The sequence below is a fragment of the Haloarcula amylolytica genome, assembly GCF_049705545.1.
Classification (GTDB): Archaea; Halobacteriota; Halobacteria; order Halobacteriales; family Haloarculaceae; genus Haloarcula; species Haloarcula amylolytica_B.
Genome location: NZ_JBNAMU010000001.1, coordinates 2,801,532 through 2,826,391, shown reverse-complemented (window position 1 = coordinate 2,826,391; position 24,860 = coordinate 2,801,532). Strand labels below are relative to the sequence as shown.

Here is a 24,860-nt window from a genome sequence, read left to right as displayed (position 1 = left end):
CAGCCAGTATCGATCCGAATTCTTGTAACTATAGTGCAATTACTGTCGGGCTGCTTTCGATTCCCTACGATACTCGTCTCAGGGGGCGTCCTAATCGTCGCCGTGCTCGTCGACGATGGTGACCTCGCCGTCGATGACTTGGACGTTGATCAGCGTCTTGGCGTCGTATCCCGCTTCGTCGAGCTTGTTCGTCCCGTCGGCTTTCTTGATGACACAGACGATGTCACGGATGTCCGCGCCGATGTCTTCGAGCGCGCCCGTGAGCCCGGCCAGCGTCCCGCCGGTCGAGAGCACGTCGTCGAGGACGAGCACCTGATCGCCCTCGTACACGTCGTTGACGTACATCTCGCTCTCGGAGTAGCCGGTCACCTGCGACAGCGATACCTCGCCGTCGAGTCCGTACTGGCGCTTGCGGACGACGACGAGCGGGATGTCGGTCATCAGCGACACGGCTGTGGAAATGTGGATACCCATCGCCGCCGGTGTGACGATCTTGTCGACGTCGTCGAGCTCAGCCTTCCGAATGATTTTGATGACGATCTCGCGCAGAAGTTCCGGTCGAAGCATCGGGACCCCGTCGCTGATGGGGTGGACGAAGTAGTGATAGCCTTCCTTCTCGATAATTGGCGCCTCGAGCAGGGACTTCTTGAGTCGGTCCATGCTGGCGGTACTACAAGCCCGTACTAAAATTCTCCGTCACCGACTCAGTAGAGCGCCAGCAACTCACCGAGCGCTCGCATCATCGGCAGGAGGTGCGCATCACCCAGCGCGTAGTATTCGATGCTCGTCAGTAGTAGGAACACAGTCGTCACGCCCGTTGCAGCACCGAGCAGCACTGCCCCGGCCTGCCCAGCTACCCCTTCGGAGCGACCACGCAACGTCCAGATACCGAGCGGGACAGCGATCCCAAGCGCAAGCAGCGCGTGCAACTGGAACGCCTCGCCGATGCCGTTCACCGTCAGCGCAACGAAAACCAGGGTCATTTGCCCGCCGAGTAACACTGTACCCGCCACTGTCCAGAGGAACACGTGCCAATGATCGGTGAGACTCCCGCGTACCGCTGGGAGCCGCATGAACAGATACACGCCGAGTGGGTAGAGCGGGAACAGATACCGGGCAGTCACCTGTGCGTGCAGGGGTAAGCGGCTGGTGTACAGCAGGACGACGCCGACGAACGCGGTTATCGCGAACGCGTCCACGACGCGGTCGGCGCTGAGCGTCCGGGCAGCCATCGACGATGGCAAACGTAGCCGTTGGACGACTGGGAGCGCACCGAGCATAGCAGCGAGAACCGGCGCGGATTCCAGCAATGAGAGGTTGACGGATTCCTCTCCGGCGTTATCGAGCGCGCCGCTCGCGCTTCCTGACCGGACGAACGCGTGATACACGTCGTCTGGTTGCTGCCGGAGTGTTTCGAGTCCCGAAACGAGTTCCCCGCCCAGCAGCAACAGTGGTCTCATTCCGCTTTCGACGACACCGAACAGGGGTGCCAGCGGCGTGAACAACCCACTGGACCCGCCGCTTCCCCCACCGGTGGCGCTGCTCGCCGCATTTCCGCCGAGGGAGCCACCACCGGAAATCAGTCTCGGGGGTTTGATCGGAGACCCGGAGATGGCGATATTAGTGATTATGAACGGCAGCAGGGAGAGAGCGAAGAAGACGCCGATACGAGCGAGCGTCCGGGGGCTGTTGTCCTGGGCTGTCGGGATATCGACCAGCGCCAGGGCGACACAGAGCAGTAGCGCCTCCGGAGCGTGTACCCAGGCGTACAGTCCCACCAATGCGTAGGCTAGCACACGGAATGTCTGCCGCTGCGAAATAACTGCCCCGTCCGTTGGCTTGCGGCTCCGATAGAGGCAGTAGGCGATGCAGACGACCACCGTTCCGGTGACGGCGTGGCGCTTCGGCACAGACGCCCAGAACGCCAGCGGCGTCCCGGCTGTGAGCACAACAGCGCTCAGGAGCCCCAGCCGACGCGTCTGCATCCGTCTGAGGAGCCGATAGAGAACCACCGGTGTGAACGCCGCAATGAGGAGATGCGTCAGTTGCAGCGCGTACAGATGGATTCGACCGGTGTCGAGTGGCTGTGCCAGCGCGACGTTCAGCCCGAACAGCCCTAAAACACCGACGCTGCCGCCGTAGAGGACCCAGTCGCTGCCAGTGAAGTGACTGCCCTGGACCGCCAGCGCCAACAGTGCGAGCGACCAGAGCGCGACCAGCGCGATGCGGAGTTCGACGACGGCGGTGAGCAGATCGAGCACAAATACGGCCGGTAACGAGAGCACGATGACGCCGTAGTTGCGCGCGTACCACTGGCCGCCGTAGCTGCTCGCCCCTGGCGTCTCCAGCCCGGGACCGTAGGCCGGTTCAGTCATCGCTAGCTGTCCGTTCGAGAGGCTGTACAACCCATTCGCCAGCGTGTAGGAATCGTTTATCAGGAACGCCGTCCGCCACAGCAGCCCGAACAGTACGACCGTCGCGAGAAACACGGTCAGGCCGATCTGGTCGCCGAACAGCACCGAATACATTGTCCCGCGAGTGTTCGACAGCGCGGTCGTCCGCTGTCGGAGACGCCCCACAAACTCTGTCGCTGTCATTCGACCACCGATATCGTGACGTTGCGCGTCGCAACCACGCCGTGGCCCGACCCGTCGCGCTTGCTCACGGTCACGGTGCCGTTGTACCGCTCGCGCTCTATCTCCGCGTCGGTGAACGTGTCCGACGCCAGCGTCAGTTCGTATGTATCACCGGTCGAGTCGTCCAGAAAATGATTCGTCGTCCGTGTGTAGCGCAGTTCCTCGATTGTGAGTTCGTAGACGAGTGTCGGCCGTCCGGTGCGATTCGAGAACTGTATGCGGACCGGCGGCGCGTTGAGGTAGTAGCTCGCCGCGCCGTAGGACCCTTTCTCAAGCGTTACTTCGTCCGGCATTTCGACTGTGGAAACCGTGACGTTGCCCGATTCGAGTGCCACTGGTTCTGGTTCCGTTGCCAGCGTGACGCCGGGGACCAGCGGGCCGGAAAGGAGTGTGACGCAGAGTATAATGGCTGTCACACTAATGATTACAGCCCGCGTTCTTTCCATCGTTACCAGTCACTAGATATCTGGCAATAAAAGTATCGTGACGGGTTCTCGTGTTTGATTCTGGGTTGGCGCTTCTGGCACAAGGAGAAGTCCTCAGAGTGAGTTGCCCGATCCCTATCGGAATGGGCGAAAAATTGGATGTTTGAGATGACGTAAGCACTGCAGCAGCGAGGAGCGCAGCGAGTCGCAGTAGCCTGGCGCCTCGAGGCTTTCTGGCCATGCAAAATCAGTAGTAAGATAACGGTGCCACCGCTCGTCAATTAAAAATTAAATACAAAATTGATGATCGAATTACGCGTCCGGACCGGTGTCTTGTGCGAGAGTTGCAGAGGTGTCGCCTTCAACGGGTTCGTAGACTACTCGAAGGTCATACGAGGAGCCGACAAACATCTTAGCAGTATTGCCGGCCGTAACTTCGGATGAAGGGTCTTTTGAACTCCAATTACCCCAAGTGGCCCCCGAAGTGGAGTGGTCAAAATCCCCACGCACGTACAGCTCCTGTGCCTCAATTGAGTCACCTCCATCGTGAGTAACGGTTAGGTTCTCACTACTTGCGGAGGCATCGTATTCCCACGAGAAGCTAGCCTGTGGCGTTGCCTGCTGTGCCTGGTCGCCGAGACCAAGCACAAAGGATGCGATTACTGCGGCCAGAATGACCGTAATTGCGACCATCAGGATGACCCCGATGACCGGCGACACAGCGTCGTCGTCGTGGATGAGTTGTTTGATATCCATGATTTGTTCGGCGCACACCGCGAGCGTGACCCGAGTAGTAACACCCTATACAGCGAAGGATGTCCTTACCAGCTCGCGGGGGTGTGCTGACTCAACCACATGTGATGTGCCCACTTATACTCATAACACGTTTTAGCCGTTCAACGCTGGATTGAAACCCTTCAAGGCTGGCTGTACTGCCGGATTTCGATATAGAGTGTTTGGATGATTCGGTAGTAAACGGAACAGACCAAAACAACGTAGCGGGTGAAAAGAGCAGGCGTTCCTCAGTCCTCGGACTCCGCTTCCTGAGCCACATACTCTGTTAGTGTCATCTCACGACCGGCGTAGGTATGATAGCCCGCGGAAACGCAGAGCACAACAGCAATCAGCGTTGTCCAGACTAGCGTCGGAATTACCGTGAATGGATAGACACCGACCCAGAGGATCGTTACGATTGCCAGACTGACAGCACCAAGCGAGAGGTAGTACTCGCGCCATGGGAACTCGCTTCCCGGCACGATTTCGAGATACACGGTGAGCTCTTCGGTATGTGCGGTTCGAGAGATCGTCCCGCTTTCGTCGTCGTAGTTGACGATACCCGTCTCGTGCATCCGCGGGAGATGGGACTGCTGTAACGTGGTGTAGACGCGCTTTCGCTGCGCGCTCGTAACTTCTGTATTCGGACAATCGTACTCCTGTGCAGCGACGTGTGACGCGAGGTCCCCGAGCTGTACCGGCCCGTCATGTTCCCGTAGATACTGGAGCGTGTACCGACGCCGCTTGTTCTGAAGAACGTCGAATATCTCGCCTTTTGAAAGGTCGTCATCCGAATCAGCGGAGTCCGACTGTTCTATCTGCTTACTCATGTAATAGCCTCCAAGTTCCCACCACCCACAGCGGGGAATATAGAGAAAATCAGGGTGTTCATCAGTTATAAAATCGCGGGTTTTGGAGCCGGAAAAAACAAGCTGTATGCGATTTTACGCGTCTGGTCCGGATGCGGTTGCGAGCGTTGCGGAGGTGTCACCATTGGCCGACTGGAAGACAACGTTTAATTTAAACGTGCCCCCGTCAACTCCGACATCCACTGAGTTGCCAGCGACAACCTTACTGTTGCTTCCAGTGGCTTCAGAATCCGGCCACACTGGATCTGATGCGTCGATATCTCCATCACCGAGATTAAGATCAGACCCTCTGAAGTAGAGATTACTTGCCTTAATCGAGTCGCCACCATCATGGGTGACCGTCACCTGTCCAGTTGATCCTGCGCTGCTATCGTAATCCGTACTGAAGCTAGCCTGCGGAGCCGTGTTGCTGACCTGATCGCCCAGGCCGAGGACGAACGTCGCGATAACGGCCGCGAGGATGACCGTGATTGCGACCATCAGGATGACCCCGATGACCGGCGACACAGCGTCGTCGTCGTTGAAGAATCGTTTGAATTCCATGGTTATGTCCGCACGCATCAACAGGTCGCCCTGTTATGCCGTGCTTACCGAATCGTGGCTATGGAGATATATAAGTCTGCACCTGTATTATCAGAGACTGTAATCACCTCATCTACTAACAACTATTTTGAGGGTGTTTGAACCCAAATCTATCCGATTGAACCCGCAATTATCACAGAAAATGTTTTTTAGAACGTCATGAAAGAGCCAGCAGTGCTACCGTAACGAAGACCGCGAGGATGAGGATGCTGAGCCCGATGCCGGCTCGCATCGGGTGTACGAGGCTGTCATCGTCACGACGCCGTGCAATCACATCGTTCGGTGCCGTTACCGTCCGCGTGACGACGGCCGTGGCCTGAACCACTGCGCGGTCTACGGCGGCGTACAGTTCGGTCACACCGACGACGAGCCCGCGGGAGCCATAGAAGATGGTAGGGTTGTACAGCGAATCGATGTCAGGGACGCGGCCGAGTTTCGAGAGGGGCTTCTTTGTCACCGCGAAGCCGACCAGTCCGGCGACGGCGAGGGCGACCCCCTCGATGATGTGGTCGGTGGTGTACGTCTTGTACACGTGGCCAACAGCGGCGTCGCTCGTCACATCGAAGGGGAGGAGCGCGAACAGCGACGCGTCCGACAGCCCATAAAAGACACACAGGGCTGCCACGGACACCATTGCGACGGTCTGGCCACGGTTCGCGTCCGGGACGCTGCCGTCGTACGTGCCGTGGAAGAACGCGTAGTAGCCGAACTTGATGAACGACATGAACGTGCCGACGCCACCGATGAGTAGCATCCACTCAAGCGTCGTTCGGTGGCGGAAGTACAGCGGTCCCTCGACGAATTCGTAATGGCTCCCGGAGATGATGATCCCCTTGCTCACGAATCCGTTGAATCCCGGGAAGCCGGCGATGGAGAGAGCGGCGACGGTGAAGGCAATCGCAGTGATCGGCATCTCGCGGGCCAGGCCGCCGAGTTTCTTCAGGCTCTCCTCGCCGGTTCGGTAGACGACGACGCCGGCGGTCATGAACAGCAGGCCCTTGTAGAGGATGTGGTTGAACACGTGTGCGAACGCGCCGGCCTGTGCGAGCGAGGTCCCGATGCCGACGCCGGCGACCATGTACCCGACCTGGGACTGGATGTGATAGGAGAGGAGCCGCCGCATATCGTTCTGGAACAGCGCGAACAGCGCGCCGAAGATAGCCATCCCGCCGCCCATGTACGCGATGGCTTCGTGGCCGTTGGGGAACGCCCGGTACATCCCGTAGACGCCGGTCTTGGTCGTGAACACGCAGAGGAAGACGCTGGCGGCGATGTGCGGGCGCGGATAGGTGTCGGGCAGCCACGCGTGCAGGCCAATGAAGCCGACGTTGACCCCGATACCGACGGCGGCTAGGGCGGCGGCTAGCCCGGACGAAATACCGGCCGTCTCCGGGCCACCCGGCACTGACGCGAACAGGAAGGTTTCCACTTCAACGTAATGGCGGAGGATAGCGGCCATCAACAGCGTGCCGCCCAGCCCGTGCAGCAGGGCGTACCGGAAGCCGGCCCGGACCGCCTTGCCGCCGTAGTGCCACACCAGCAGCGTGCTGGTGACGGCCATCAGCTCCCAGAAGAAGATGAGCGTCAGCCAGTCGCCGGCGAACACAGCCCCGAAGCTGGTCGCCACGTACGAGAGGGCATAGCCGGTCTGTGTCGTGTCGGCCTCGCTGGCGTAGGAGTAGAGGACGGCGACCGCGGCGATGAGCCCGAAGATGATGCCCATCAACCGGGAGAACGGGTCGACGTTCAGTAGCACGGCGTCGAATCCGAGGAACTGGGTCTGGAGGTGTGCGCCCTCTGGGACTACAAGTGCCCACGGCACCGCCAGTGCGGGCACGAGCGCACCGACCGCGTGTCCGGCACGCCGCGGGAGCCGGGACACGACGATTGCCAGCGCGAGCAGTATGACCACCGGTGGAACCATCGTCAGCGTCGACATCAGGCCATCACCCCCGGGAGATTACTGACGATGGTGTCGACGATTCGCAGGAAGACAGCGGTGTACGGGACCGTCCCCAGCAGGAGCGACAGCGTGGCCGCGGTGAGAATCGGTCCGAGCATGAACCACGTGCTCTCGCCGCCGCGCCAGCCGCGGTCGTCCCAGCCGCCTGCGGGTGGGCCGCCGTGGTGTTCGTGATTCTCGTGGTGTTTGCTAAGGTGGTCGACGTGCTCGGGCTTTGGAACGCCGCCCTCATCGGAGTGGTCGTCGGCATCGTCCGATTCGTGGCCGTCACCGCCGTCGGCCCGAACCTCGTCTCGCCCCCCGAGTGGCCCTTCCAAGAGGGGCTTTTCGTCGTGCCCGTCCGGTGATTCGAAGTACGCCTGGTAGACGATGGGCCAGAAGTACGCGATGTTGAGCACGCCGGAGACAAGCAGCGCGGCGGCGAATACGAGCCCGCCATCGAGACTCAGCGCGCCGATGACGAGATACCACTTGCTGACGAAGCCAGCGACCAGCGGAATCCCGGCCATTCCGGCCGCAGCGACGGCGAAGGCGGCCATCGTCAGCGGCATCCGTTTCCCGATGCCGGCCATGTCGCTGATGTCGTCAGTGTGGGTCTCGACGTGGATCGCGCCGGCACAGAAGAACAGGGTGAGCTTCATGAACGCGTGTGCGGGGATGTGGAGCAGGCCGCCGGTCAGGGCCTGTCCGTGGAGTAGGCCCAGTCCCAGCACAATATAGGACAGTTGGCTTATCGTCGAGTACGCCAGCCGCCGCTTGAGGTTGTCCTGTCTGAGCGCGATGATACTCGCGGTCAGGAGGGTGAAGGCCGCAATCGCGGCCAGCGGGAGGCCGACGCCGAGTTGCTCCATCGTTCCGGTCCCGTACACGTCAAGCACCACGCGGGCGATGCCGAACACGCCGCTCTTGACGACTGCGACGGCGTGGAGCAGGCCCGACACCGGCGTCGGCGCGACCATCGCGTCCGGGAGCCAGGAGTGCATCGGCATCAGTGCGGCCTTGACGCCGAAACCGGCCGCCAGCAGGGCGAAGGCCGCCCGCGCGAGCGTCGGGTCGGCCGTCGCGAGGCCTTCGAGGCCACCCGGTGTGAACGCAGTCGTCCCGGCGAGGACGAACACGAGGACGGTCCCGCCCAGCACGGCGACACCGCCGCCGAAGGTGTACGCGAGGTACTTCCGCCCGGCGGCGCGGGCCTCGTCTGTCTCGTCGTGGGTGACGAGCGGGTACGTCGACACCGTCAGCAGTTCGTAACAGACGAACAGCGTCAGCAGGTTCGACGCGAACGCGACGCCGACAGCCGACGCGAGGCTGGCGGCGAAGGAGGCGAAGTACCGCGTCTGGGCGTGTTCGTCCAGCCCGCGCATGTAGCCGATGCTGTAGAAGCTCGTGACGATCCACAGCAGGCTCGCAAGCAGGCCAAACAGCAACCCGAGCGGGTCGACGCGGAACGCCAGTTCGATCCCGGTGGCCAGCTGGCCGAACGAGAAGACGTACCGCGTCCCCGACAGGACGCCGGGGACCATGCTCGCGACGATAGCGAACTTCGCGACTGCCACCGTGATGGTCACCCCCTCTCGCACGTTCGGACGACGTTTGAGCGAGAGAATCACGGGGATGGCCACCGCGGAGACGAGGATTGCCAACAGCGGTCGAAGCGATGAGATGTCAGTCATTGGGTCAGAAGTTGTGGAAGCGTCTCTCGAAGCACCTGTTCGAACGCCGGTACGGCTGCGGTCAGCGCGACCGCGAGCGCGGCTGCGATGACGACGACGGCGATCATCCCGAACGAGACCGCCTGTCCGCTCCCGTCCGTCACGGGAGCTTCCTCAGACAGCCCTTCCTCCGAGTGGATCGTCGCCTCGGCGAAGTAGAGCCGCTCGACGAGGCGGGCGAAGTACGCGAGCGTCAGCAGGGTACTCGCGAGCAACACGGCCACGACGGGCCAGTTCCCGGCGTTGACCGCGCCGAGGACGATGTACCACTTACCGACGAAACCGACCGCCGGCGGAACCCCGACCATCGCCAGCGAGAGCACGGCGAAGCAAAACGCCGAGAGCGGGACCCGGCTCCCCATCCCGGCGTAGCCGTTCACGGTCGTCGCACCCGTCTTGCGCTCGATGACCCCCGTCGCGGCGAACAGCCCGCCTTTCATCACTGCGTGGCCGAGCAGGTGGACGGTCGCGCCGACGACGGCCAGCGGGGTCGCGATGGCGAATCCGGCGACGACGAGGCCGAACTGCGACACCGAGGAGTAGGCAAGCATCCGCTGGACGCTGTCCTGCGAGACGGCGAGTGCGCTCCCCGCGATGATGCTCACGCAGGCCAGGCCGACCAGTGCCCAGCGAGCGACGGGCACGGCCGTCAGGAACTCGACGGTGAACACCGAAAACAGCAGGCGAGCGAGCGCGTACGCCGAAACCGTCGAGACGAGCGCCGAGATGAACGCGCTCACGGTGTCCGGGGCGTTCGCGTAAGCGTCGGGCTGCCAGGTGTGCAGGGGGAACAGGGCGACCTTCACCGTCAGCCCGCCGACCATCAGCCCGAACGCGGTCAGGACGAGCGTCGAGTCGTAGGCCGCCATCTCCCCGAGCTTGGTCGCCAGGTCGGCCATGTTGAGCGTCCCCGTCGCCGCGAGCAGGTAGCCGACGCCGAGCAGGTACAGCGAGGCCCCGACGGTCCCGATGATGAGGTATTTCAGCGCCGCGACGGCGGCGCTTGCGTCCCGGCCACTCGCCACGAGGCCGTACGCCGCAAGCCCCGTGATCTCGAGGAACACGTAGAGATTGAACACGTCGCCGGTGACTGTCATACCCGTCAGGCCGGCGACTAGCAGCAGGTACAGGCCATAGAAGGCGTTCGAGTGCGGGCCGGCCTGCCGGGCGTACGCGAGCACACCCAGGGACACGACGGCCACAAGCAGAGCGACGGCCCCGGAGAGCCCATCAACGACGAGTTCGATGCCGTACGGGGCGGCGAAACCACCGACCGCGTAGGAAACGGTCCCGCTCGTACTGACGGTCCACGCCAGCAGGCCGGCCAGGCCGCCCTGGCCGATGAGCGTCAGCGTCGCGACGGGCCACCCGGCCCGGTCGCTCACGAGGCTGGCGACCAGCGGCACCGCGCCGCCGATAATCGGCAGGACCACCAGCAACACAGGGAGTTGTTCAATCATAGTAGAGCTGTTTGAGTTTATCTTCGTCCAGCGTCCCGTACTCCGTGTAGATGCGAATGATGAGCGCCAGCGCCACGGCGGTCAGACTCACCCCGACGACGATAGCGGTCAGGATGAGGACGTGCGGAAGCGGGCTGACATAGGGGCCACCGCCCTCCTCGATTATCGGCGGGTTCCCGCCGGCCCGGAACGCGAGCGTGATGAAAAACAGGAAGATGCCCGTCTGGAAAATGTTCATTCCGATGACCTTCTTCACGAGGTTCTGGGACTCGATGAGCATGTATAGGCCGATACCCAGCAGGAGCATCACCGCGAAGTAATTGTAGTGTGAGTTCAGCAGTTCCAGCATTAGCTCTCATCCTCCGGTGCGTCGACGGCGTGGCCGAACCCGGACGCGAGCAGGAAAAAGAGGCCGATGGCGACGCTAGCGACGATGCCACCGATGCCCAGTTCGACGAGTTCGATGCCGTAGGCAGTCGCGTGTGAGATGAACTGTTCGTACAGGTGATACTCGAGGAAGTTCCCGCCCAGGAGAATCGTTCCCAGGCCGATTGCCGCGAACGTGAGCACGCCGCCGGAGGCGAGGGCGGCGACGACGCGGACGTCGAGCCACTCCCGGGCCGCGTCGATGCCGTAGGCGAAGGCGAGCATCATCACGACCGACCCGGCGATGACCCCGCCCTGGAAGCCGCCCCCGGGGGAGTTCGCCCCGTGGAACATCACGAACAGGGCGAAGGTGAGGACGAACGGTGACACGACGCGGACTGTCGTCATGATGATCGTGCTCTCGACGTAGAGCCCGGTTCGCTCGTCGCTACTCATGCGAACACCTCCTGCCTGAGAACGGTCAGCGCCGCGATGCCGGCCGAGAAGACCACGACCGCCTCACCCAGCGTGTCGAACCCGCGGTAGGCTGCGAGTACGGCCGTTACCGCGTTGTGGACCTCCGTGTCCGCGTACGCGTTCTCGATGTAGTACTGCGTTACCTCGCCGCTGACGACGGGGTTTGCCGCGCCCTCCGCTCCGACGGCCGGCAGCGACGGGACCGTCGCGGTCATGACGACGACGAACGCGCCGACCAGGACAACGGTCCGGACGCTGATCGACTCGAACAGTCCGTTCTCCTGTGGCCGAACGGTGTTTGCCAGCGCCAGGATGAACAGGATCGTCATGATGCCGGCCCCGACAGCCGCTTCGGTCAGGCCCACGTCAGGGGCTTCCAACATCACCCAGATAATGGAGATGCCGAGGCTGTAGGCGGCAAACGCCATCAGCGACGCCAGCACGTCACGGAGCACTGCCGCGCCGATAGCACAGCACAGCACGAACACCAGCAACACTCCCTCGATGACCGAGAGCGTCATGACTCGCCCTCCTCATCGCCGGCAGTCCACGGCTCGATACCCTGGTCCTGTGCCGCCCGAGCGATGGCGTGGGCGGCGGTCGGGTTCGTCAAGAACATAAACAACAGCAGGAAGACAGCCTTGATCGTCGCAAGGTCTGTCTGAATCGCGAATGCGGCCGCCCCGATAGCAAGGACGGCCCCCAGCGTATCGCTTTTCGATGCCGCGTGTGTTCGAGTGTACACGTCGGGAAGCCTGACGATGCCGATCGAGGCGACGCCAGCGAAGAACGCACCGGTCAGTGCGAGCGCGACGATACCCCACTCCAGCGGCGTCATAGCACACCCCCGTGTTCGACGTTGAACTTCGAGAACGCTATCGATAGCAGGAAGTTCAGCAGGGCGTACACGAGCGCGATGTCCAGGAACAGCGGCTTATCGAGCGCGCCGGAGACGAGCGCGATAGCGATGACGGTGTTCGTCCCCATCACGTTGACCGCGATGACCCTATCGTGGTCCGTCGGTCCCGCGAACACGCGGTACAGCGCCACGATAGCGAACAGGACGAACGCGCTGGCGATTGCCAGTAGCGCCGCCTCGAACTCAATCATCGTCGGCCACCTCCGGGTCGCCGATATCGCTCTCGAGTGTGCCGTCGTCGTCCCCCTGCCCGCGCTCGCGCGGCGAGGGGATCGCTGCCGCCTCCCGGCCGTAGAAGACGAACCGGACGGCCCGTTCGAGCCCGCCGTCGAACAGATCCTCGCGCGCACTACCGGTGAGCGAGTGGATGTCGAACGCTTGCTCGGAGACGCTAACAGTGAGCGTCCCGGGCGTCAGCGTAATACTGTTTGCGAGAGTCGTCACTGGCCCGTCACCCCAGATGGCCGCCTCCAGTTCGACCATCTCCGGGTCGATCGGCAGCGACGGGTGCAAGACGACGTAGGCGATTTCGAGGTTCGCGACGGCGATCTCCTTGAGGAGGTACGGGACGTAAATCGCCATCCGGGCGAGCTGTCCCGGAACCCGTGTCAGCGACGGCTGGCGACTGAACGCGATGGGTGCAAGCAATGCAGTGACGATGGTCGCGGTTATCGCGCCGGTGAGGAAATCCAGCGGCTTGTATGAACTCAACAGCAGATAAAACAGGTATGACGCCCCGAAAATGGTGAGATACTTCGGGAGCGTCGCGGCGCGAGCGAGCGCGGTCGACCGTGCCGGCCGTTCGACGGGTGCGGTTTCGACTTCGATATCGCCCCGGACGAGTTCGACTTCGAGCGGCCGGAGCATCGGTGCCGTGCCACCCGGGTTGAACTCCGGATCGAGGACGACACGATCGATACTGTGTTCGTCGGCGTAGGCCAGTATCACGTCGGCATAATCGCCGGGACTGAACAGGTAGCGGTCGGCACCGATGACGCCCAACTCCACGTCGAGGTTCGACGGCGGGTCAGCACCCAGATCTTCGTCGAGCCAGACCTCGATGCGGTCGAGCAGGTCCTTCGCCTGGCCGAGTTCAGACTGGGCGTCCGGGTCGACGGCGCGAGTGCTTGCGACGGCGACGAGGTGCAGCGACACCTGTTGCTGCTCCTCTCTGGCCGCCGATTCGGCCTGTTCAACGGCGTAGGCGACGGTGTTCCGGACCGTCACTGAATCGGCTACTGGCACGAGCAGGCGACGGGGTGGTGGTACAGTCACAGTCTCTGTTTAGAAACTCCAAATAGGCGGTTCGTCGGGCAGTACTGTCGTTATCGGACCGGAACAACGGAACACGCAAAACTATTTCGTAATCAGATACCCGCTCAGTCACGACTGGACAGATGGTCACCGAGTTTGTCGGCGACACGAGCGCCGAGTCCCTGCTTGTCCCCGGCGTACTCCGTGGCGGAGTCTGCGCCGACGAGCAGGGCGCGCGTCTCGTCGGCACCCATCACGCTCGCGTCGTTAGCGACCACGAACGCCAGTTCGGCCCGTTCGCGGATCTCGCGGGCGCGCTCGATCAGCGTCTCGTCGTCGCCCTCGGTTTCGACCTTGAAGCCGACGATGGGGAGGTCCGGATGGTCCGACCGGACGGTGTCAATGAGCTTCGGCGTCGGTTCGAGCCTCAGGGTCAGCCCCTCCTGCCCGCTCTTGATCTTTTCGGGTGCTTGTTCAACGGTGTAGTCGGAGATGGCGGCCGCCGAGACCAGCGCGTCGGCCGAACCCGCGATCCGACGGACAGCGTCGGTCATCTCTGCGGCGGATTCGACCGGCTCGACGGTGGCGTACGGCACGTCTGGCCCGTCGTGGACCAGCGTCACGTCGGCCCCGCGGACGTAGCACGCCCGCGCGACTGCCCGTCCGGTCCGCCCCGAGGAGCGGTTCGAGAGCGTCCGCACGGGGTCGACTGATTCCGTGGTCGCGCCCGCGGTCACGACGACGTGCTCGTCGGCCAGCGGCCGGTCGCCCGCGGCCCGTGCGGTCGCCGCGACGATGGCCTCCTCGGTCGCGATCTTGGCCTTTCCCTCTTCGATTCGCGGGTCCACGAACTCGACGCCCCAGGACTCGACGCGGTCGATGGCGTCCAGCACGCCGGGGTGGTCGTACATCGGTTCGTGCATCGCCGGCGCGACGACGACCGGCACGTCGGCACCGAGGGCGGTCGTCGCACACGTCGTCACGGGCGTGTCGTCGATGGCTCCGGCAACCTTCCCGACGGTGTTTGCCGTCGCCGGCGCGAGCAGGAGCACGTCTCCCCAGCCCGACCGTCCGCAGAGGTCGACGTGTTCGACACTGCCCGTGATTTCGGTGACCACCTCGTTGTCTGTCGCGAACTCAAGTGCCCACGGGTGGATGATGCCCGTCGCGCTGTCGGTCATCACGGCCCGAACGGACGCCCCCTGTCGTCGGAGTTCGTGTGCGAGCTCCACCGTCTTGACGGCCGCGATAGACCCTGACACCCCCAGGACGACGTTGACTCCGGTCAGCATACCTGCCGGTTCGCGGTGCGGGGGTAAAAGCCCCTGTCTCTCCGGCGGGGGTTAGTCGCCGTCATTGGCAGGGTCGCTCCGCTTGCCGCTCCTGTCACTGCTTGTGTGTGGTCCCCCGTCGTGTGCGTTCAGTGCGAGGGTGAAGGCGGCTATCGCCAGCAGGACCAGTCCAAGCGCGACCACTGAACTGAACGAGAGCCCGGTCGACGTGGTCGGAACCGCGATCGGGATGAGCACGTACCTGACGAGCATCACGAGCAGGATAGCTCCGGCGAGGACGGCCGCAGTTCCGGTAACGTGGACGAACTCGCTGTCCGTCGTTTCGGCGTCCCGGCCCAACTGGTGGCCGATACTGCTGGCGTGCGCGCCGGCGTCCCAGACCAGCAGTGCCGCCGCGCTTCCGACGAGGACGAGTATCGGTGCGAGTCCGCGCTCCGCGCCGAGCAGCGTCATGACAAACAGGAGCCCGCTTCCGGCCGCGAATCCCGCCACACGCCGGGACAGGAACTCCGCACCGACTAGTTCGGTCAGCACCGTGATGAGTCCGCGAAGGGCGACGACCGAAATCAGGACGCCGAGGAGGAGCACGGTCGCCGAGCCGTAGTGACCGCCTCCAGCGTACGTAGGCGCTACTCGCCGGGTCACGCCAGCGGCTGTAAGGACCAGCGCGCCAAGCAACAGTACGATAGGGGCCACGATACTGCCGGCCTGCCGTGCCAGTGACCGTCCGGGGTCGTCCCCCAGCCACTGGAGCAGCCACTGCCGGAGTTGTTCGATGGCGAGGATACTCAGTAACGCAAGGAGTCCGGCCGCAAGGGGGAGATGGAGCGGGCCGCTAAGGGCAACCCGAAAGGCCGGGCCGAGCACCGGGAGGCTGTCGAGGAAACGGTCGAACAGCCGCTGTGCCGTCGGGACAAACGCCACGAGCAACTGCAGGCCCACGGCGGCTTTGACGTAGGGGTCGATGTCCCACCAGCTCGTCCCCAGCAAGTCCAGCCGCCCGAGCGCCCGCTCGGTCGTCGCTGTGGGTGCCGGAATCCACGACTCCAGCGTCTTCGTGGTTTTGTCCAGCAACAACAGGGCGAGGAGGACTCCGGCCTGTAGCGTCACGAAGCCCACGAGCGGATGGACCGAGAAGCCCCCGCCGACGCGAACGAGCACCCAGGGCAGCCTGACGGCAGCGGCGACGGCACAGACGATTGTGACGCAGATGCCGACCACCAGTACCACGAAACTCTCGTCGAGCATTGCCGAGAGCTCGTCCGTCTCGTCAGTCGGCGGTACCAGCCCGCTACTCGCGTCGATGACCACGAACGTCGCAGCCAGCGGGAACCCGAGCGCCACGACGAGCGACCAGTAGTCAGTCGCCAGCAGCGCGGTTCCACAGAACACGCCCGCGCCGATGACGACGGCGACGCTACCGCCGGCGATGCGGTCGTGGGTATCGCTACGGAGCGCCCAGGTCCCGGCTGCGATACAGAGCCCGCCGCCGAAGCCGGTCAGGACTAGTATCGGGTCCGCGACAGCGACGGCAAGGACGAGCGAGACGAGGACCGCGACCGTCCCGGCCAGCGCCGCGCTCGATGCCGCCGGTCGACTGTCGAGTTCTGTCATGCCCACCGCTCCGTTGCGCGAATGAGGGCTTTAGCGAGCGGCTCCGCGGGCGTCCAGTCGACGACTCTAACTGTCCCTCGAAGGTTGTCGAGGCGGGCCGTTCGGTCGATTCGTTCGACGGTGCTGCCCGGGCTATTCCCGGTCGTCACGTCCGGGCTGACGACCGTGATCGCGTGCCCGTACGCGGCGAGCCGTTTTGCCGCATCGGCCGCCCGGTCGTCGAGCAGGGGCGTACAGAACACGACCTGTGACTCGCCCGGTATCGACCGGTCGAGCGTTGCTACGGCATCGCCGCCGTCGGCGATGCCGTACCGGTCTGCCATCTCGGCCGGTGACTGTATCCGGCGGGTACGGGTGTTAGTGCCGAACAGCCACGAACCGCGGTCGTCCGGCGACCCGTCGGCCGACCCGCCCACGACCGCTTCCAGAAACCCCTCCAATCGCTGTTCCTGTGCCCGGTTGGCCGACGGCTGGAGCGTCTCGCAACTGTCGTAGACGGCGGCCCCCACGCGGTTGTCCATGTCCAGCAACGCCGAACCGACCTGCTGGGCCGAGTAGGCACAGAACTGGACAGCCGTGGGTGTGCCCGCTTCGCCCGCAACGGGATGTCGGGAATCCACGAGCATGATGACGGTGGCCGCTCGCGTCTCCTTGAACTCGACTGTCGCTAGCTCATTCGTCTTCGCGAGGCGGTTCCAGTCGACGCGGCTCATCGGGTCCGAGGACTGGTGCTCGCGGATGGCGTAGAAGGCGAGCCCGTTCCCGCCGGCGTCCGTCGGTACGCGCCCGGACTGGGAGAGTGTCTGGCCCGAAAGCGGGACGGTGTCCACACTGGCACTGCACGAGAGCGTCGTCTCGACGGTGACCTGCTCGGCGAACTCGACGGTCCCGGTCAGGTTCCGGCAGACGACCGCCACGTCGGTAAACGCGTGGTCGCCGCGTCGGGCTTCGACGGTGTAGGTGACCGAATCCGACGCTCCGGCTTCGAGGTGGGTGCCAAAGCGCGGGGAGCCGTCCACGACTTCCAGCCGCTCCGGCACACCGTCGAGGACGCGAACGTCGGGCAGGGTCGCGTCTCCGTCGTTCGTGAGCGTCAGCGTCACTGTTACCTCCGTGCCGGGGAGCGGGTCGGCCGGTTCGACGTGGCGCTCGACCGTGAGCGTCGGCTCGGGGTCACCGATGGCCGCCTGATAGGCCGCGTACACCAGCGCCACCGCCGCGACCATGAACACCGCCGGGTTCCCGGTGACGATGCCGGCCCCGCCGGCCACCAGCGCGGCCGAGACGCCGACGTTTCGCTGTGTGGTCTCGCGCGTACTCACGCACGCTCACCCCGCTGGAGCCGGCGTATCTCGGCCGCCGCAGCCTCGACTTTCCGGTCGAACCCCTCGCCGCTGGCCCAGTCCCGTAGCTGCATCTCGATTGGCGGATCGGGCGCGTCCAGGCCGCCGAGGAAGGCGGCCGTCCGGCGGCTGTCCGTCCACGAGCCAGTGCGGACGTCCCGGGCCGCCGCCTCCGTCGACATCTCTGCCGTTTCGACCAGCACCTGTCGCGCCGCCTCGCGGAGCCTGTCCCTGACTTCCGACGCATAGCTCGCTTCGAGGCCGTTGTAGGGGTCGACACGTCCGTCGATCTTCGCGAGTAGCTCGTCGATATCGTCGCCGACCATATCGCCGGATTTCGCCTGTGTCGCCTCGGGTTCCAGCAGTTCGTCGAGCAGCGCCGCCGACTCATCGTCTGCATCGGTATCATGATACGGGTCACGCGGCTGGCTCCCCTTTACCGGCGGAAGAGCGGAGTCCTGTGTCCGCACGACAGTGTACAGGCCGAAAAGACCGATAACGGCGGCGCTGACGCTTGCACCGAGCCGGAGCCGCTCAGCCGTCACGCCGCTGACGTCCGGCAGCACCGAGGGGAAGGTGACGACGAACACCGCCCCGGCAAGCGCAGCGAGTCCCAGTAGGGTGTACTGGACGAACCTGCCCCCCGGTACCGGGCGTTCGACAGTGACATCGATGGTTGCGCTGGCAGTTTCCCCCTGTTGTGATCCCGCGTCTTTCATCAGTCGTCACCCCCGCCGAACAGTTGTCTGAGGGCGTTACGGGCCGATTCGGTTCGGTCGCTGGTGGCCGCTCTCCCGCCGTATTCGACCTCCCGAAAGAGGACGGTTAGCCGGCGCACGGGCTCGGCCGGCAGCCCGCTGTCGATAGCCCGCCGAGCGTACTCCCCGGGAGTCGCCGTCTCCGGGTCTGGGACGGAGACGCGGTCAGCCAGCAGCGCCCAGGCCTCCCGAACCGACAGCGAACCGATATCCGGTCCATCATCCGTCTCAGCCGTTGATTCGTTGGCCGTTGACTGCCTGGACTCTGCGTCCGACGAACCAAACAGCGACGGGCTGTCGACGCCACTCCGAACTGAGGCGAGGAAGCCGCCGGTCCTACTGAAGCCACTGAGGGCTTTGAGCGGTGCGACCGAGAGCGACCCGAGTGCACTCGGCAGGCCGGCAACCCCCCGCAGTGACATCGCACCGACCGACCCGATTCCCGTCGTCAACCCGGTCAGGATACCGCCGGAGACGGCGCTGATCCCGGCCCCGACCCGCGAGAGAGCCGACGACCCCGAGAGCAACACAGCGGTCGTCACCTTCGGAATCCGGCCGATAGTCCGTCCAACAGCGCCGCTCGAAACCGCCGAGACGACTGTTCCAGCCAATTTGTCGAGGATAGGGTGCAGGAGAAGGCCGGCGTCTGTCGACCCGTCACGCTCCGCGTTCGATGCTGCCCGGATGACACCGACTGCGACGGCGCCGAACCTACCGATCAGCGCCAGCCCGAACAGTTTCACCAGAATGGGGGACCCACTGTCTTCGCCCCCGCTGGCCGCCGGCGTCGCTGTCGCCGTCTCCGTCGGTGTTGGCGTCGCTGTCGCCACCGACTCGTCGCTCGCCCTCGGCGTCGTCTCTGCCCCATCGCTCGTCGCTACCGGCGTCGGCCCACTGTCGACTTCGTCGGGCGCTGTTCCGTCGGGCGTGACCGACTCGCTCGCTCGACTGTCGAGGGGGCCACTCGACTCGAATTCGACGCCGAGCGCGCCGGGAAACAGCGCCGTGCCGAACAGGACAGCGACCGCACAGAGGAGGGCGAGGGCGGCACGTACCAGCTTTGTTGACACTAGGGGACCGTTTCCGGCGGCAGAGTAAATATTTTCCCTCACTACCGGACTGTCGGAGCAGAAAACCTTTCATTCGCTGTGGGTATAGCAGAACTAACCATATGCGGACACTGACCCGCCGTATCCTGTGGACCCTCCTGCTCCTCCTCGCCGTCGACATCGCCGTGGTCGCTACCGCGGCGGTGCTCCTGACGCCCTGGCTTGCGCCGGTGCGGGACGCCGTTGCGTCCTCACTTCCGTTCGGTGGGGCGTCAGCACGTATCGCCTGGTGGGTGGCCATTCTCGTCCCGGCCCTCGTGGCGTTTGTCTGGGCACAACTCCGGTACACCAGAGCCCAGACGATGGCCGAGGTCGACGCTCGCATCGTCGGCCCTGATGAGTACCCCGACCTCCACGAACGGGTGCAGCGGCTCGCGCAACTGGCCGACCTCACGCCGCCGCGAATCGCCGTCGCGGACGCCGACGTGCCGAACAGCTTCGCCATCGGGACGCTCGGCGGCGCGACGGTGGTCGTCAGCGAGGGGCTCCTGTCGACGCTCGGGAATGACGAACTCGACGCGGTGCTGGCCCACGAACTCATGCACGTCGTCAACCGCGACGCGACCGTCATGACGCTGGCCAGTTTCCTCCCGTCGCTGACCAACGGCGAGTACGATCCGCTTGATGACCACCTCCCCGGCGGGAGCGGGAGCCGCTACGCGCTCGGGCTGGTCGCTCTCGGTTTCGCCTACGTGTTCAGCGCCCGGGTGCTCGATGCCCCATTCGGAAGCCTCTCGTTCACGCTTGGGTTCCTGTTCCTTTTGGCGGTGACGGTCCTGTTCGGCGGCGTCGCGCTGGGCGTGTTCACCGCTCCCGTCGTTGTTCTGGGGCGGTCGCTGTCGCGCGCTCGGGAGTTCGCCGCCGACCGGAGCGCGGCGCAGTTGACCGGAGATCCGGCCGCGCTCGTTGAGGCGTTAAAGACACTCGACGGCGGGGGCGACGACCGTCCGGGGACCGACAAACGCCACGCGTACGCGGGCGTTCGCGGACTATGCTTTCTACCATACGGGTTCGATACGGAGGCGTCGAGCGACTCCCTGTCTATCGAAACACGGTCACACCCGCCGACGGCTGAACGGATCGAACGGCTGCAGTCAGTTGCACGCTCGCTCGAAACAGGGTCATAGTGACTGCCGTAAGCCGTTTCGACCGCCGTACGGTCGAACCCGAAAACTGTTACAGCAGTCCCTATCAGTCTGAATCCTGGTCGACACTCGGGTGCATCGTCGGCTCGCCCGGCATCGGCTCCTCGAAGTACCGCTGCATGACCTCCAGTGACTCCTGTTCGCGTTTCTTGCGCTCTTCCTCGTCGATTTCCTCACAGCCCGGCGGAACCGGTCGGTCGCGGCCGGTGAAATATCCCTCCGGCGCGGTCCAGTCGTGATAGAAGTCCACGTCGGAGTCCTCAAGCAGCGTGAGCGCGACCTGTGCGCCGTGGCCCGCGGCGACGATGGCCTGGTGGTGCTGCTCGGCCAGTCGGCCGGCCGCGTACAGCCCCTCGACATCGGTCCGCCCTTGATCGTCGGTCGAGATGAACTGCTTCGAACCGCGGTCGATGAGCGAGATTCCCAGCCCCTCCAGATACGACGGGTCCGACCAGGACGCGGCGATGAGGTACGTCGAGTCGTACGACTCGCCGTCGGCGCAGGTCACATCGAAGCCGCCGTCGATTTGTTCCACCTGCTCGGCCTCGCCGTCGATGAACCAGACGCCCGCGCGCCGTGCCTGCGCCCGCATGAGTTCGAGCAGGAGCCGTGGGTTGATTCCAGCGGGGAATCCGGGGTAGTTCTCCAGGTGCGCGTTACGGTTCAGTATCGACTCGCCGGTCGAGATGATTCGGGTCGACAGACCGGCGCGAGCGGTGTAGATCGCCGCCGAAAGACCGGCGACGCCACCGCCGACGATGATGACTTCCTCGCGTTCGGTTGGCATGGGCAGGTGTTCCTGTCGGGGGCCAACAAACGTGCCGGTTTGAGACCTATGGACGGGAAGCGGCCAGTAACGGACCCCTCAGGGCTTGCGCTGGGCGATACAGCTTCTGAGACTACCCGAAGCCTCATAACGGTACACCTACTAAAGGCGTCGTAATGACCGACACCGTCGATGAGGTCGACATGCCGTACGACGATGACGCGTCTCAGCAACAGAAAATCGAGGCGCTGCAGGAGCGGCTGGAGGTGCTCGAATCCCAGAACGAGGAGATGCGCGACAAGCTGCTGGACGCCAACGCGGAGAACAACAAGTACCAGCAGAAGCTCGAACGGCTCACACACGAGAACAAGAAGCTCAAGCAGTCACCGCTGTTCGTCGCGACCGTCCAGGAACTGTCCAGCGACGGCGTGATTATCAAACAGCACGGCAACAACCAGGAGGCCCTGACAGAGGTCACCGACGAGATGCGCGAGGACCTCGAACCCGACGACCGCGTCGCCGTCAACAACTCGCTCTCTATCGTCAAACAGCTCGACGACGAGACCGACGTTCGCGCCCGCGTGATGCAGGTCGACCAGTCGCCGGACGTCACCTTCGCCGACATCGGCGGCATCGAAGAGCAGATGGAGGAGGTCCGCGAGACCGTCGAGATGCCGCTGAAGAGCCCCGAGATGTTCGAAGACGTCGGCATCGACCCGCCGAGCGGCGTCCTGCTGCACGGTCCGCCCGGCACCGGGAAGACGATGCTGGCGAAGGCTGTCGCCAACGAGACCGATGCGACCTTCATCAAGATGGCCGGCTCCGAGCTGGTCCACAAGTTCATCGGCGAGGGCGCGAAGCTCGTCCGCGACCTGTTCGAGCTGGCCCGCCAGGAAGAGCCCGCCGTCGTCTTCATCGACGAGATCGACGCCATCGCGGCCAAGCGGACGGAGTCGAAGACCTCCGGCGACGCCGAGGTCCAGCGGACGATGATGCAACTGCTCTCGGAGATGGACGGGTTCGACGACCGCGGCGACATCCGCATCATCGCGGCGACGAACCGCTTCGACATGCTCGACCGCGCCATCCTCCGCCCCGGCCGCTTCGACCGCCTCATCGAAGTGCCCAACCCCGATGTCGAGGGCCGCGAGCAGATCTTCAAGATCCACACCCGAAGCATGAACGTCGCCGACGACGTGGAGTTCGAGGCGCTGGCCGAGGAGATAACGGACGCCTCCGGTGCTGACGTGAAGGCTATCTGTACCGAGGCCGGGATGTTCGCCATCCGCGACGACCGCACCGAGGTCACGATGGCCGACTTCCACAACGCCTGGGAGAAGATTCAGCAGGAGGAGACCGACGACGAGGACGTCTCCCGGACCTTCGCCTGATTCCGGCCACGCTTCTATCTGATTTCCCGCTGTTTTCCGAGTCAACAGCCCCTGCTTCGGCTCGCAGTCGCGCCGCCGTTCTCGCCCGTTTCAGAACACAATTACCACTCCGGTCCTGAACAGTTGCTATGGCCGTCGCAGACACACTCCAGTCGCGTGCCCGCGCTCGTCCGCGGCTCGTCACCGCTGTCGTCTCGGTCGTTGGCTACGCGCTCGTGTTCGGCGCGTTCGGCGGCGTGTTGCCGCTGCCGGAGTTCTCGCGGGATACCGTCATCCTACTGGGTGACGCAATCGCCGTCGTCAACAGCATCGCGCTGCTCGCAATCGTCGCCGGCGTCTACTTCATCAAGAACAATAAGGTACAGAAACACCGCGCGGCGATGCTGAGCGCGTTCACCCTCATCATGGCGTTTCTGGCCCTGTACATCCTCAAGGTCGGCGGCGGCTTCGAGAAGGAAATCGTCGCCGAAGGGTTCGTCTGGACGGCGTACATCGTGATGCTTGCCGTCCATATCCTGCTGTCCGCGGTGTCGGTGCCCGTCGTCGTCCACGCGGTCGTTCTCGGGCTGACCCATTCCCCGGCCGAACTCAGGGAGACGGTCCACGCCCGCGTGGGCCGCATCGCCGTCTCGGCCTGGGGGCTGAGCCTCTTTCTCGGACTCGTGACCTACGTCATGCTGAACCACATCTACGGCTGGGTCCCCCGATAAGCGACCGCTCTCTCAGCGCGTGCGGTGGCGAACGATTTTGCCGGCCGCCGTCGTAGGCCCCGGCAATGACCACGATCAAGGACAGCGTTCACGACCACATCGAGATCCAGGGCGTCGCGGCGGCGTTGCTCGACACGCCGCCGGTCCAGCGGCTCCGTCATATCTCACAGCTCGGCACGGTAACGCTCGTCTACCCCTCCGCGAACCACACCAGATTCGAGCACTCGCTGGGCGTCTACCATCTCGCGGACCGGGCGCTGTCACATCTCGGCATCGAGGGCCAGCAGGCCGAACGGGTCCGAGCCGCGGCGCTGCTCCACGACGTGGGACATTCGCCCTACAGCCACAACGTCGAGGCGCTCATCCACCGCCGGACGGGCAAGTACCACGACGACGTGGACGAACTGCTGAGCAACGGTCCGGTCGCGCGGGTCCTCTCGGAGCACGGCCTCAATCCGGATCGCGTGGCCGGCCTGGTCGCCGGGGAGGGCGAACTGGGCCAGCTTGTCTCTGGCGAACTGGACGTTGATCGGATGGATTACCTGGTCCGTGACGCTCATCACACGGGCGTTCCCTACGGGACTATCGACCACGAGCGGCTGGTCCGGGAGCTGTGTTTCGTCGACGGCGAACTCGTCCTGGACGAGGGAAACGTCCAGACGGCCGAGTCGCTCCTGCTCGCGCGGGCGCTGATGAACCCCACCGTCTACCAGCACCACGTCGCCCGCATCGCCAAATCGATGCTCAGGCGCGGGACGGAGGAACTGCTCGCCGCGACTGACACGACGGCCGAGACGCTCCGCCGGTGGGACGACAGCGACCTGCTGGTGGCGCTCCGACAGTGCGACGCGACGGAAGCGTACGCCCGGCGGCTGACCCAGCGGGACCTGTACAAGCGCGCTGTCTGGGCGGAGTGGCAGGCCGTGCCCGACGAGGTTCTGGCGGCCGACCACGACGCAGTCGGCGCGATGGAACAGGCTATCGCCGATGAAGCGAACGTCGACAGCGACGCCGTTGTGCTCGATATCCCGCCCGAACCGTCGATGACCGAGTCGAGCAGCCGCGTTCTCGTCAACGGCGAAGTCCGCCGGCTCGGCGAGCAGTCGACGCTCGTCAATGCCATCCGCGCCGCCCAGCGAGACCAGTGGCGGCTCGGCGTCTACGCGCCGGAGGACGAGAGCGAGCGGGTCGGTTCGGCGGCGATCCGCGAACTCGGACTCGACCTCGACGGGGCCAGGGTCCGGGACGTGCGGACGGGAATTCATGCGACCCTCGATGAGTTTAACTGAGAGAAC

General features: G+C 64.3%; 25 protein-coding genes. 4 read left to right on the top strand and 21 right to left on the bottom strand.

All coding sequences use genetic code 11. The features are described 5' to 3' along the window. Positions 1 to 90: 90 nt before the first annotated feature. The 20 genes from hpt to ACOZ4H_RS14685 all read right to left on the bottom strand — a co-directional run bounded on the left by hpt (position 91) and on the right by ACOZ4H_RS14685 (position 19,514). A complete protein-coding gene (gene hpt, locus ACOZ4H_RS14780) occupies positions 91 to 660 on the bottom strand; it encodes a hypoxanthine/guanine phosphoribosyltransferase (protein WP_004518711.1) in 570 nt (189 codons plus the stop codon). Between the two features lie 44 nt (positions 661 to 704). Continuing rightward, positions 705 to 2,597: a hypothetical protein gene (locus tag ACOZ4H_RS14775; protein WP_424329995.1), complete on the bottom strand. Its 1,893-nt coding sequence runs from the start codon at positions 2,595 to 2,597 to the stop codon at positions 705 to 707. Further along, entirely contained in the window at positions 2,594 to 3,082 is a 489-nt protein-coding gene (locus ACOZ4H_RS14770; RefSeq protein ID WP_424329994.1) for a hypothetical protein, read from the bottom strand. The genes ACOZ4H_RS14775 and ACOZ4H_RS14770 overlap by 4 nt, the downstream gene beginning before the upstream one ends. Before the next feature lie 291 nt (positions 3,083 to 3,373). Continuing rightward, positions 3,374 to 3,817 carry a type IV pilin gene (locus ACOZ4H_RS14765; RefSeq protein ID WP_424329993.1) on the bottom strand — a complete coding sequence of 148 codons (444 nt, stop codon included), beginning with the start codon at positions 3,815 to 3,817 and terminating at the stop codon, positions 3,374 to 3,376. 266 nt (positions 3,818 to 4,083) lie between these two features. Next, the gene (locus tag ACOZ4H_RS14760; protein ID WP_424329992.1) at positions 4,084 to 4,665 is read right to left on the bottom strand and encodes a DUF7344 domain-containing protein; all 582 of its coding nucleotides are present in this window, start codon (positions 4,663 to 4,665) and stop codon (positions 4,084 to 4,086) included. 114 nt (positions 4,666 to 4,779) lie between these two features. Further along, positions 4,780 to 5,247: a type IV pilin gene (locus ACOZ4H_RS14755; protein ID WP_424330375.1), complete on the bottom strand. Its 468-nt coding sequence runs from the start codon at positions 5,245 to 5,247 to the stop codon at positions 4,780 to 4,782. A gap of 196 nt (positions 5,248 to 5,443) precedes the next feature. Further along, positions 5,444 to 7,225, bottom strand: coding sequence for a Na(+)/H(+) antiporter subunit D (locus ACOZ4H_RS14750; protein WP_424329991.1), 1,782 nt, complete (start codon positions 7,223 to 7,225; stop codon positions 5,444 to 5,446). Beyond that, the gene (locus ACOZ4H_RS14745) at positions 7,225 to 8,922 is read right to left on the bottom strand and encodes a cation:proton antiporter (protein WP_424329990.1); all 1,698 of its coding nucleotides are present in this window, start codon (positions 8,920 to 8,922) and stop codon (positions 7,225 to 7,227) included. Before ACOZ4H_RS14745 ends, ACOZ4H_RS14750 begins: the two co-directional genes overlap by 1 nt. After that, the gene (locus ACOZ4H_RS14740) at positions 8,919 to 10,421 is read right to left on the bottom strand and encodes a monovalent cation/H+ antiporter subunit D family protein (protein ID WP_424329989.1); all 1,503 of its coding nucleotides are present in this window, start codon (positions 10,419 to 10,421) and stop codon (positions 8,919 to 8,921) included. Before ACOZ4H_RS14740 ends, ACOZ4H_RS14745 begins: the two co-directional genes overlap by 4 nt. Next, positions 10,414 to 10,770 (bottom strand): cation:proton antiporter subunit C, encoded by a 357-nt coding sequence (locus tag ACOZ4H_RS14735; RefSeq protein WP_424329988.1) that lies wholly within the window; start codon positions 10,768 to 10,770, stop codon positions 10,414 to 10,416. Before ACOZ4H_RS14735 ends, ACOZ4H_RS14740 begins: the two co-directional genes overlap by 8 nt. Continuing rightward, positions 10,770 to 11,243: a Na(+)/H(+) antiporter subunit B gene (locus tag ACOZ4H_RS14730; protein ID WP_424329987.1), complete on the bottom strand. Its 474-nt coding sequence runs from the start codon at positions 11,241 to 11,243 to the stop codon at positions 10,770 to 10,772. Before ACOZ4H_RS14730 ends, ACOZ4H_RS14735 begins: the two co-directional genes overlap by 1 nt. Continuing rightward, the gene (locus ACOZ4H_RS14725; protein ID WP_424329986.1) at positions 11,240 to 11,785 is read right to left on the bottom strand and encodes a DUF4040 domain-containing protein; all 546 of its coding nucleotides are present in this window, start codon (positions 11,783 to 11,785) and stop codon (positions 11,240 to 11,242) included. Before ACOZ4H_RS14725 ends, ACOZ4H_RS14730 begins: the two co-directional genes overlap by 4 nt. Then, positions 11,782 to 12,102: a monovalent cation/H(+) antiporter subunit G gene (gene mnhG, locus ACOZ4H_RS14720; RefSeq protein WP_424329985.1), complete on the bottom strand. Its 321-nt coding sequence runs from the start codon at positions 12,100 to 12,102 to the stop codon at positions 11,782 to 11,784. The genes ACOZ4H_RS14725 and mnhG overlap by 4 nt, the downstream gene beginning before the upstream one ends. Beyond that, complete coding sequence (locus ACOZ4H_RS14715; RefSeq protein ID WP_424329984.1) at positions 12,099 to 12,374, bottom strand: cation:proton antiporter; 276 nt, start codon at positions 12,372 to 12,374, stop codon at positions 12,099 to 12,101. Before ACOZ4H_RS14715 ends, mnhG begins: the two co-directional genes overlap by 4 nt. Then, positions 12,367 to 13,410 (bottom strand): monovalent cation/H+ antiporter subunit E, encoded by a 1,044-nt coding sequence (locus ACOZ4H_RS14710; RefSeq protein WP_424330374.1) that lies wholly within the window; start codon positions 13,408 to 13,410, stop codon positions 12,367 to 12,369. Before ACOZ4H_RS14710 ends, ACOZ4H_RS14715 begins: the two co-directional genes overlap by 8 nt. Positions 13,411 to 13,562: 152 nt before the next feature. Then, the gene (gene coaBC, locus ACOZ4H_RS14705; RefSeq protein WP_424329983.1) at positions 13,563 to 14,729 is read right to left on the bottom strand and encodes a bifunctional phosphopantothenoylcysteine decarboxylase/phosphopantothenate--cysteine ligase CoaBC; all 1,167 of its coding nucleotides are present in this window, start codon (positions 14,727 to 14,729) and stop codon (positions 13,563 to 13,565) included. A 51-nt stretch (positions 14,730 to 14,780) separates the two neighbouring features. Further along, positions 14,781 to 16,343, bottom strand: coding sequence for a DUF7519 family protein (locus tag ACOZ4H_RS14700; RefSeq protein WP_424329982.1), 1,563 nt, complete (start codon positions 16,341 to 16,343; stop codon positions 14,781 to 14,783). Then, positions 16,340 to 17,665, bottom strand: coding sequence for a DUF58 domain-containing protein (locus ACOZ4H_RS14695; protein WP_424329981.1), 1,326 nt, complete (start codon positions 17,663 to 17,665; stop codon positions 16,340 to 16,342). Before ACOZ4H_RS14695 ends, ACOZ4H_RS14700 begins: the two co-directional genes overlap by 4 nt. Beyond that, complete coding sequence (locus tag ACOZ4H_RS14690; RefSeq protein ID WP_424329980.1) at positions 17,662 to 18,405, bottom strand: DUF7269 family protein; 744 nt, start codon at positions 18,403 to 18,405, stop codon at positions 17,662 to 17,664. The genes ACOZ4H_RS14695 and ACOZ4H_RS14690 overlap by 4 nt, the downstream gene beginning before the upstream one ends. Beyond that, positions 18,405 to 19,514, bottom strand: a complete 1,110-nt coding sequence (locus tag ACOZ4H_RS14685; protein ID WP_424329979.1) for a DUF4129 domain-containing protein — start codon at positions 19,512 to 19,514, stop codon at positions 18,405 to 18,407. The genes ACOZ4H_RS14690 and ACOZ4H_RS14685 overlap by 1 nt, the downstream gene beginning before the upstream one ends. 101 nt (positions 19,515 to 19,615) lie before the next feature. Between ACOZ4H_RS14685 and ACOZ4H_RS14680 the strand changes: the two genes are divergently transcribed. Continuing rightward, entirely contained in the window at positions 19,616 to 20,680 is a 1,065-nt protein-coding gene (locus ACOZ4H_RS14680; protein ID WP_424329978.1) for a M48 family metalloprotease, read from the top strand. 64 nt (positions 20,681 to 20,744) lie between these two features. On the opposite strand, the gene ACOZ4H_RS14675 is transcribed toward ACOZ4H_RS14680, so the two are convergent. Continuing rightward, positions 20,745 to 21,485: an FAD-dependent oxidoreductase gene (locus ACOZ4H_RS14675; protein WP_424329977.1), complete on the bottom strand. Its 741-nt coding sequence runs from the start codon at positions 21,483 to 21,485 to the stop codon at positions 20,745 to 20,747. 155 nt (positions 21,486 to 21,640) lie between these two features. Between ACOZ4H_RS14675 and pan1 the strand changes: the two genes are divergently transcribed. From pan1 to ACOZ4H_RS14660, 3 genes are all read left to right on the top strand, one after another. Further along, complete coding sequence (gene pan1, locus ACOZ4H_RS14670) at positions 21,641 to 22,855, top strand: proteasome-activating nucleotidase Pan1 (RefSeq protein ID WP_424329976.1); 1,215 nt, start codon at positions 21,641 to 21,643, stop codon at positions 22,853 to 22,855. A 128-nt stretch (positions 22,856 to 22,983) separates the two neighbouring features. Continuing rightward, a complete protein-coding gene (locus tag ACOZ4H_RS14665) occupies positions 22,984 to 23,565 on the top strand; it encodes a DUF420 domain-containing protein (protein WP_424329975.1) in 582 nt (193 codons plus the stop codon). A gap of 65 nt (positions 23,566 to 23,630) precedes the next feature. After that, complete coding sequence (locus ACOZ4H_RS14660; protein WP_424329974.1) at positions 23,631 to 24,854, top strand: HD domain-containing protein; 1,224 nt, start codon at positions 23,631 to 23,633, stop codon at positions 24,852 to 24,854. The last annotated feature ends 6 nt before the right edge of the window (positions 24,855 to 24,860 follow it).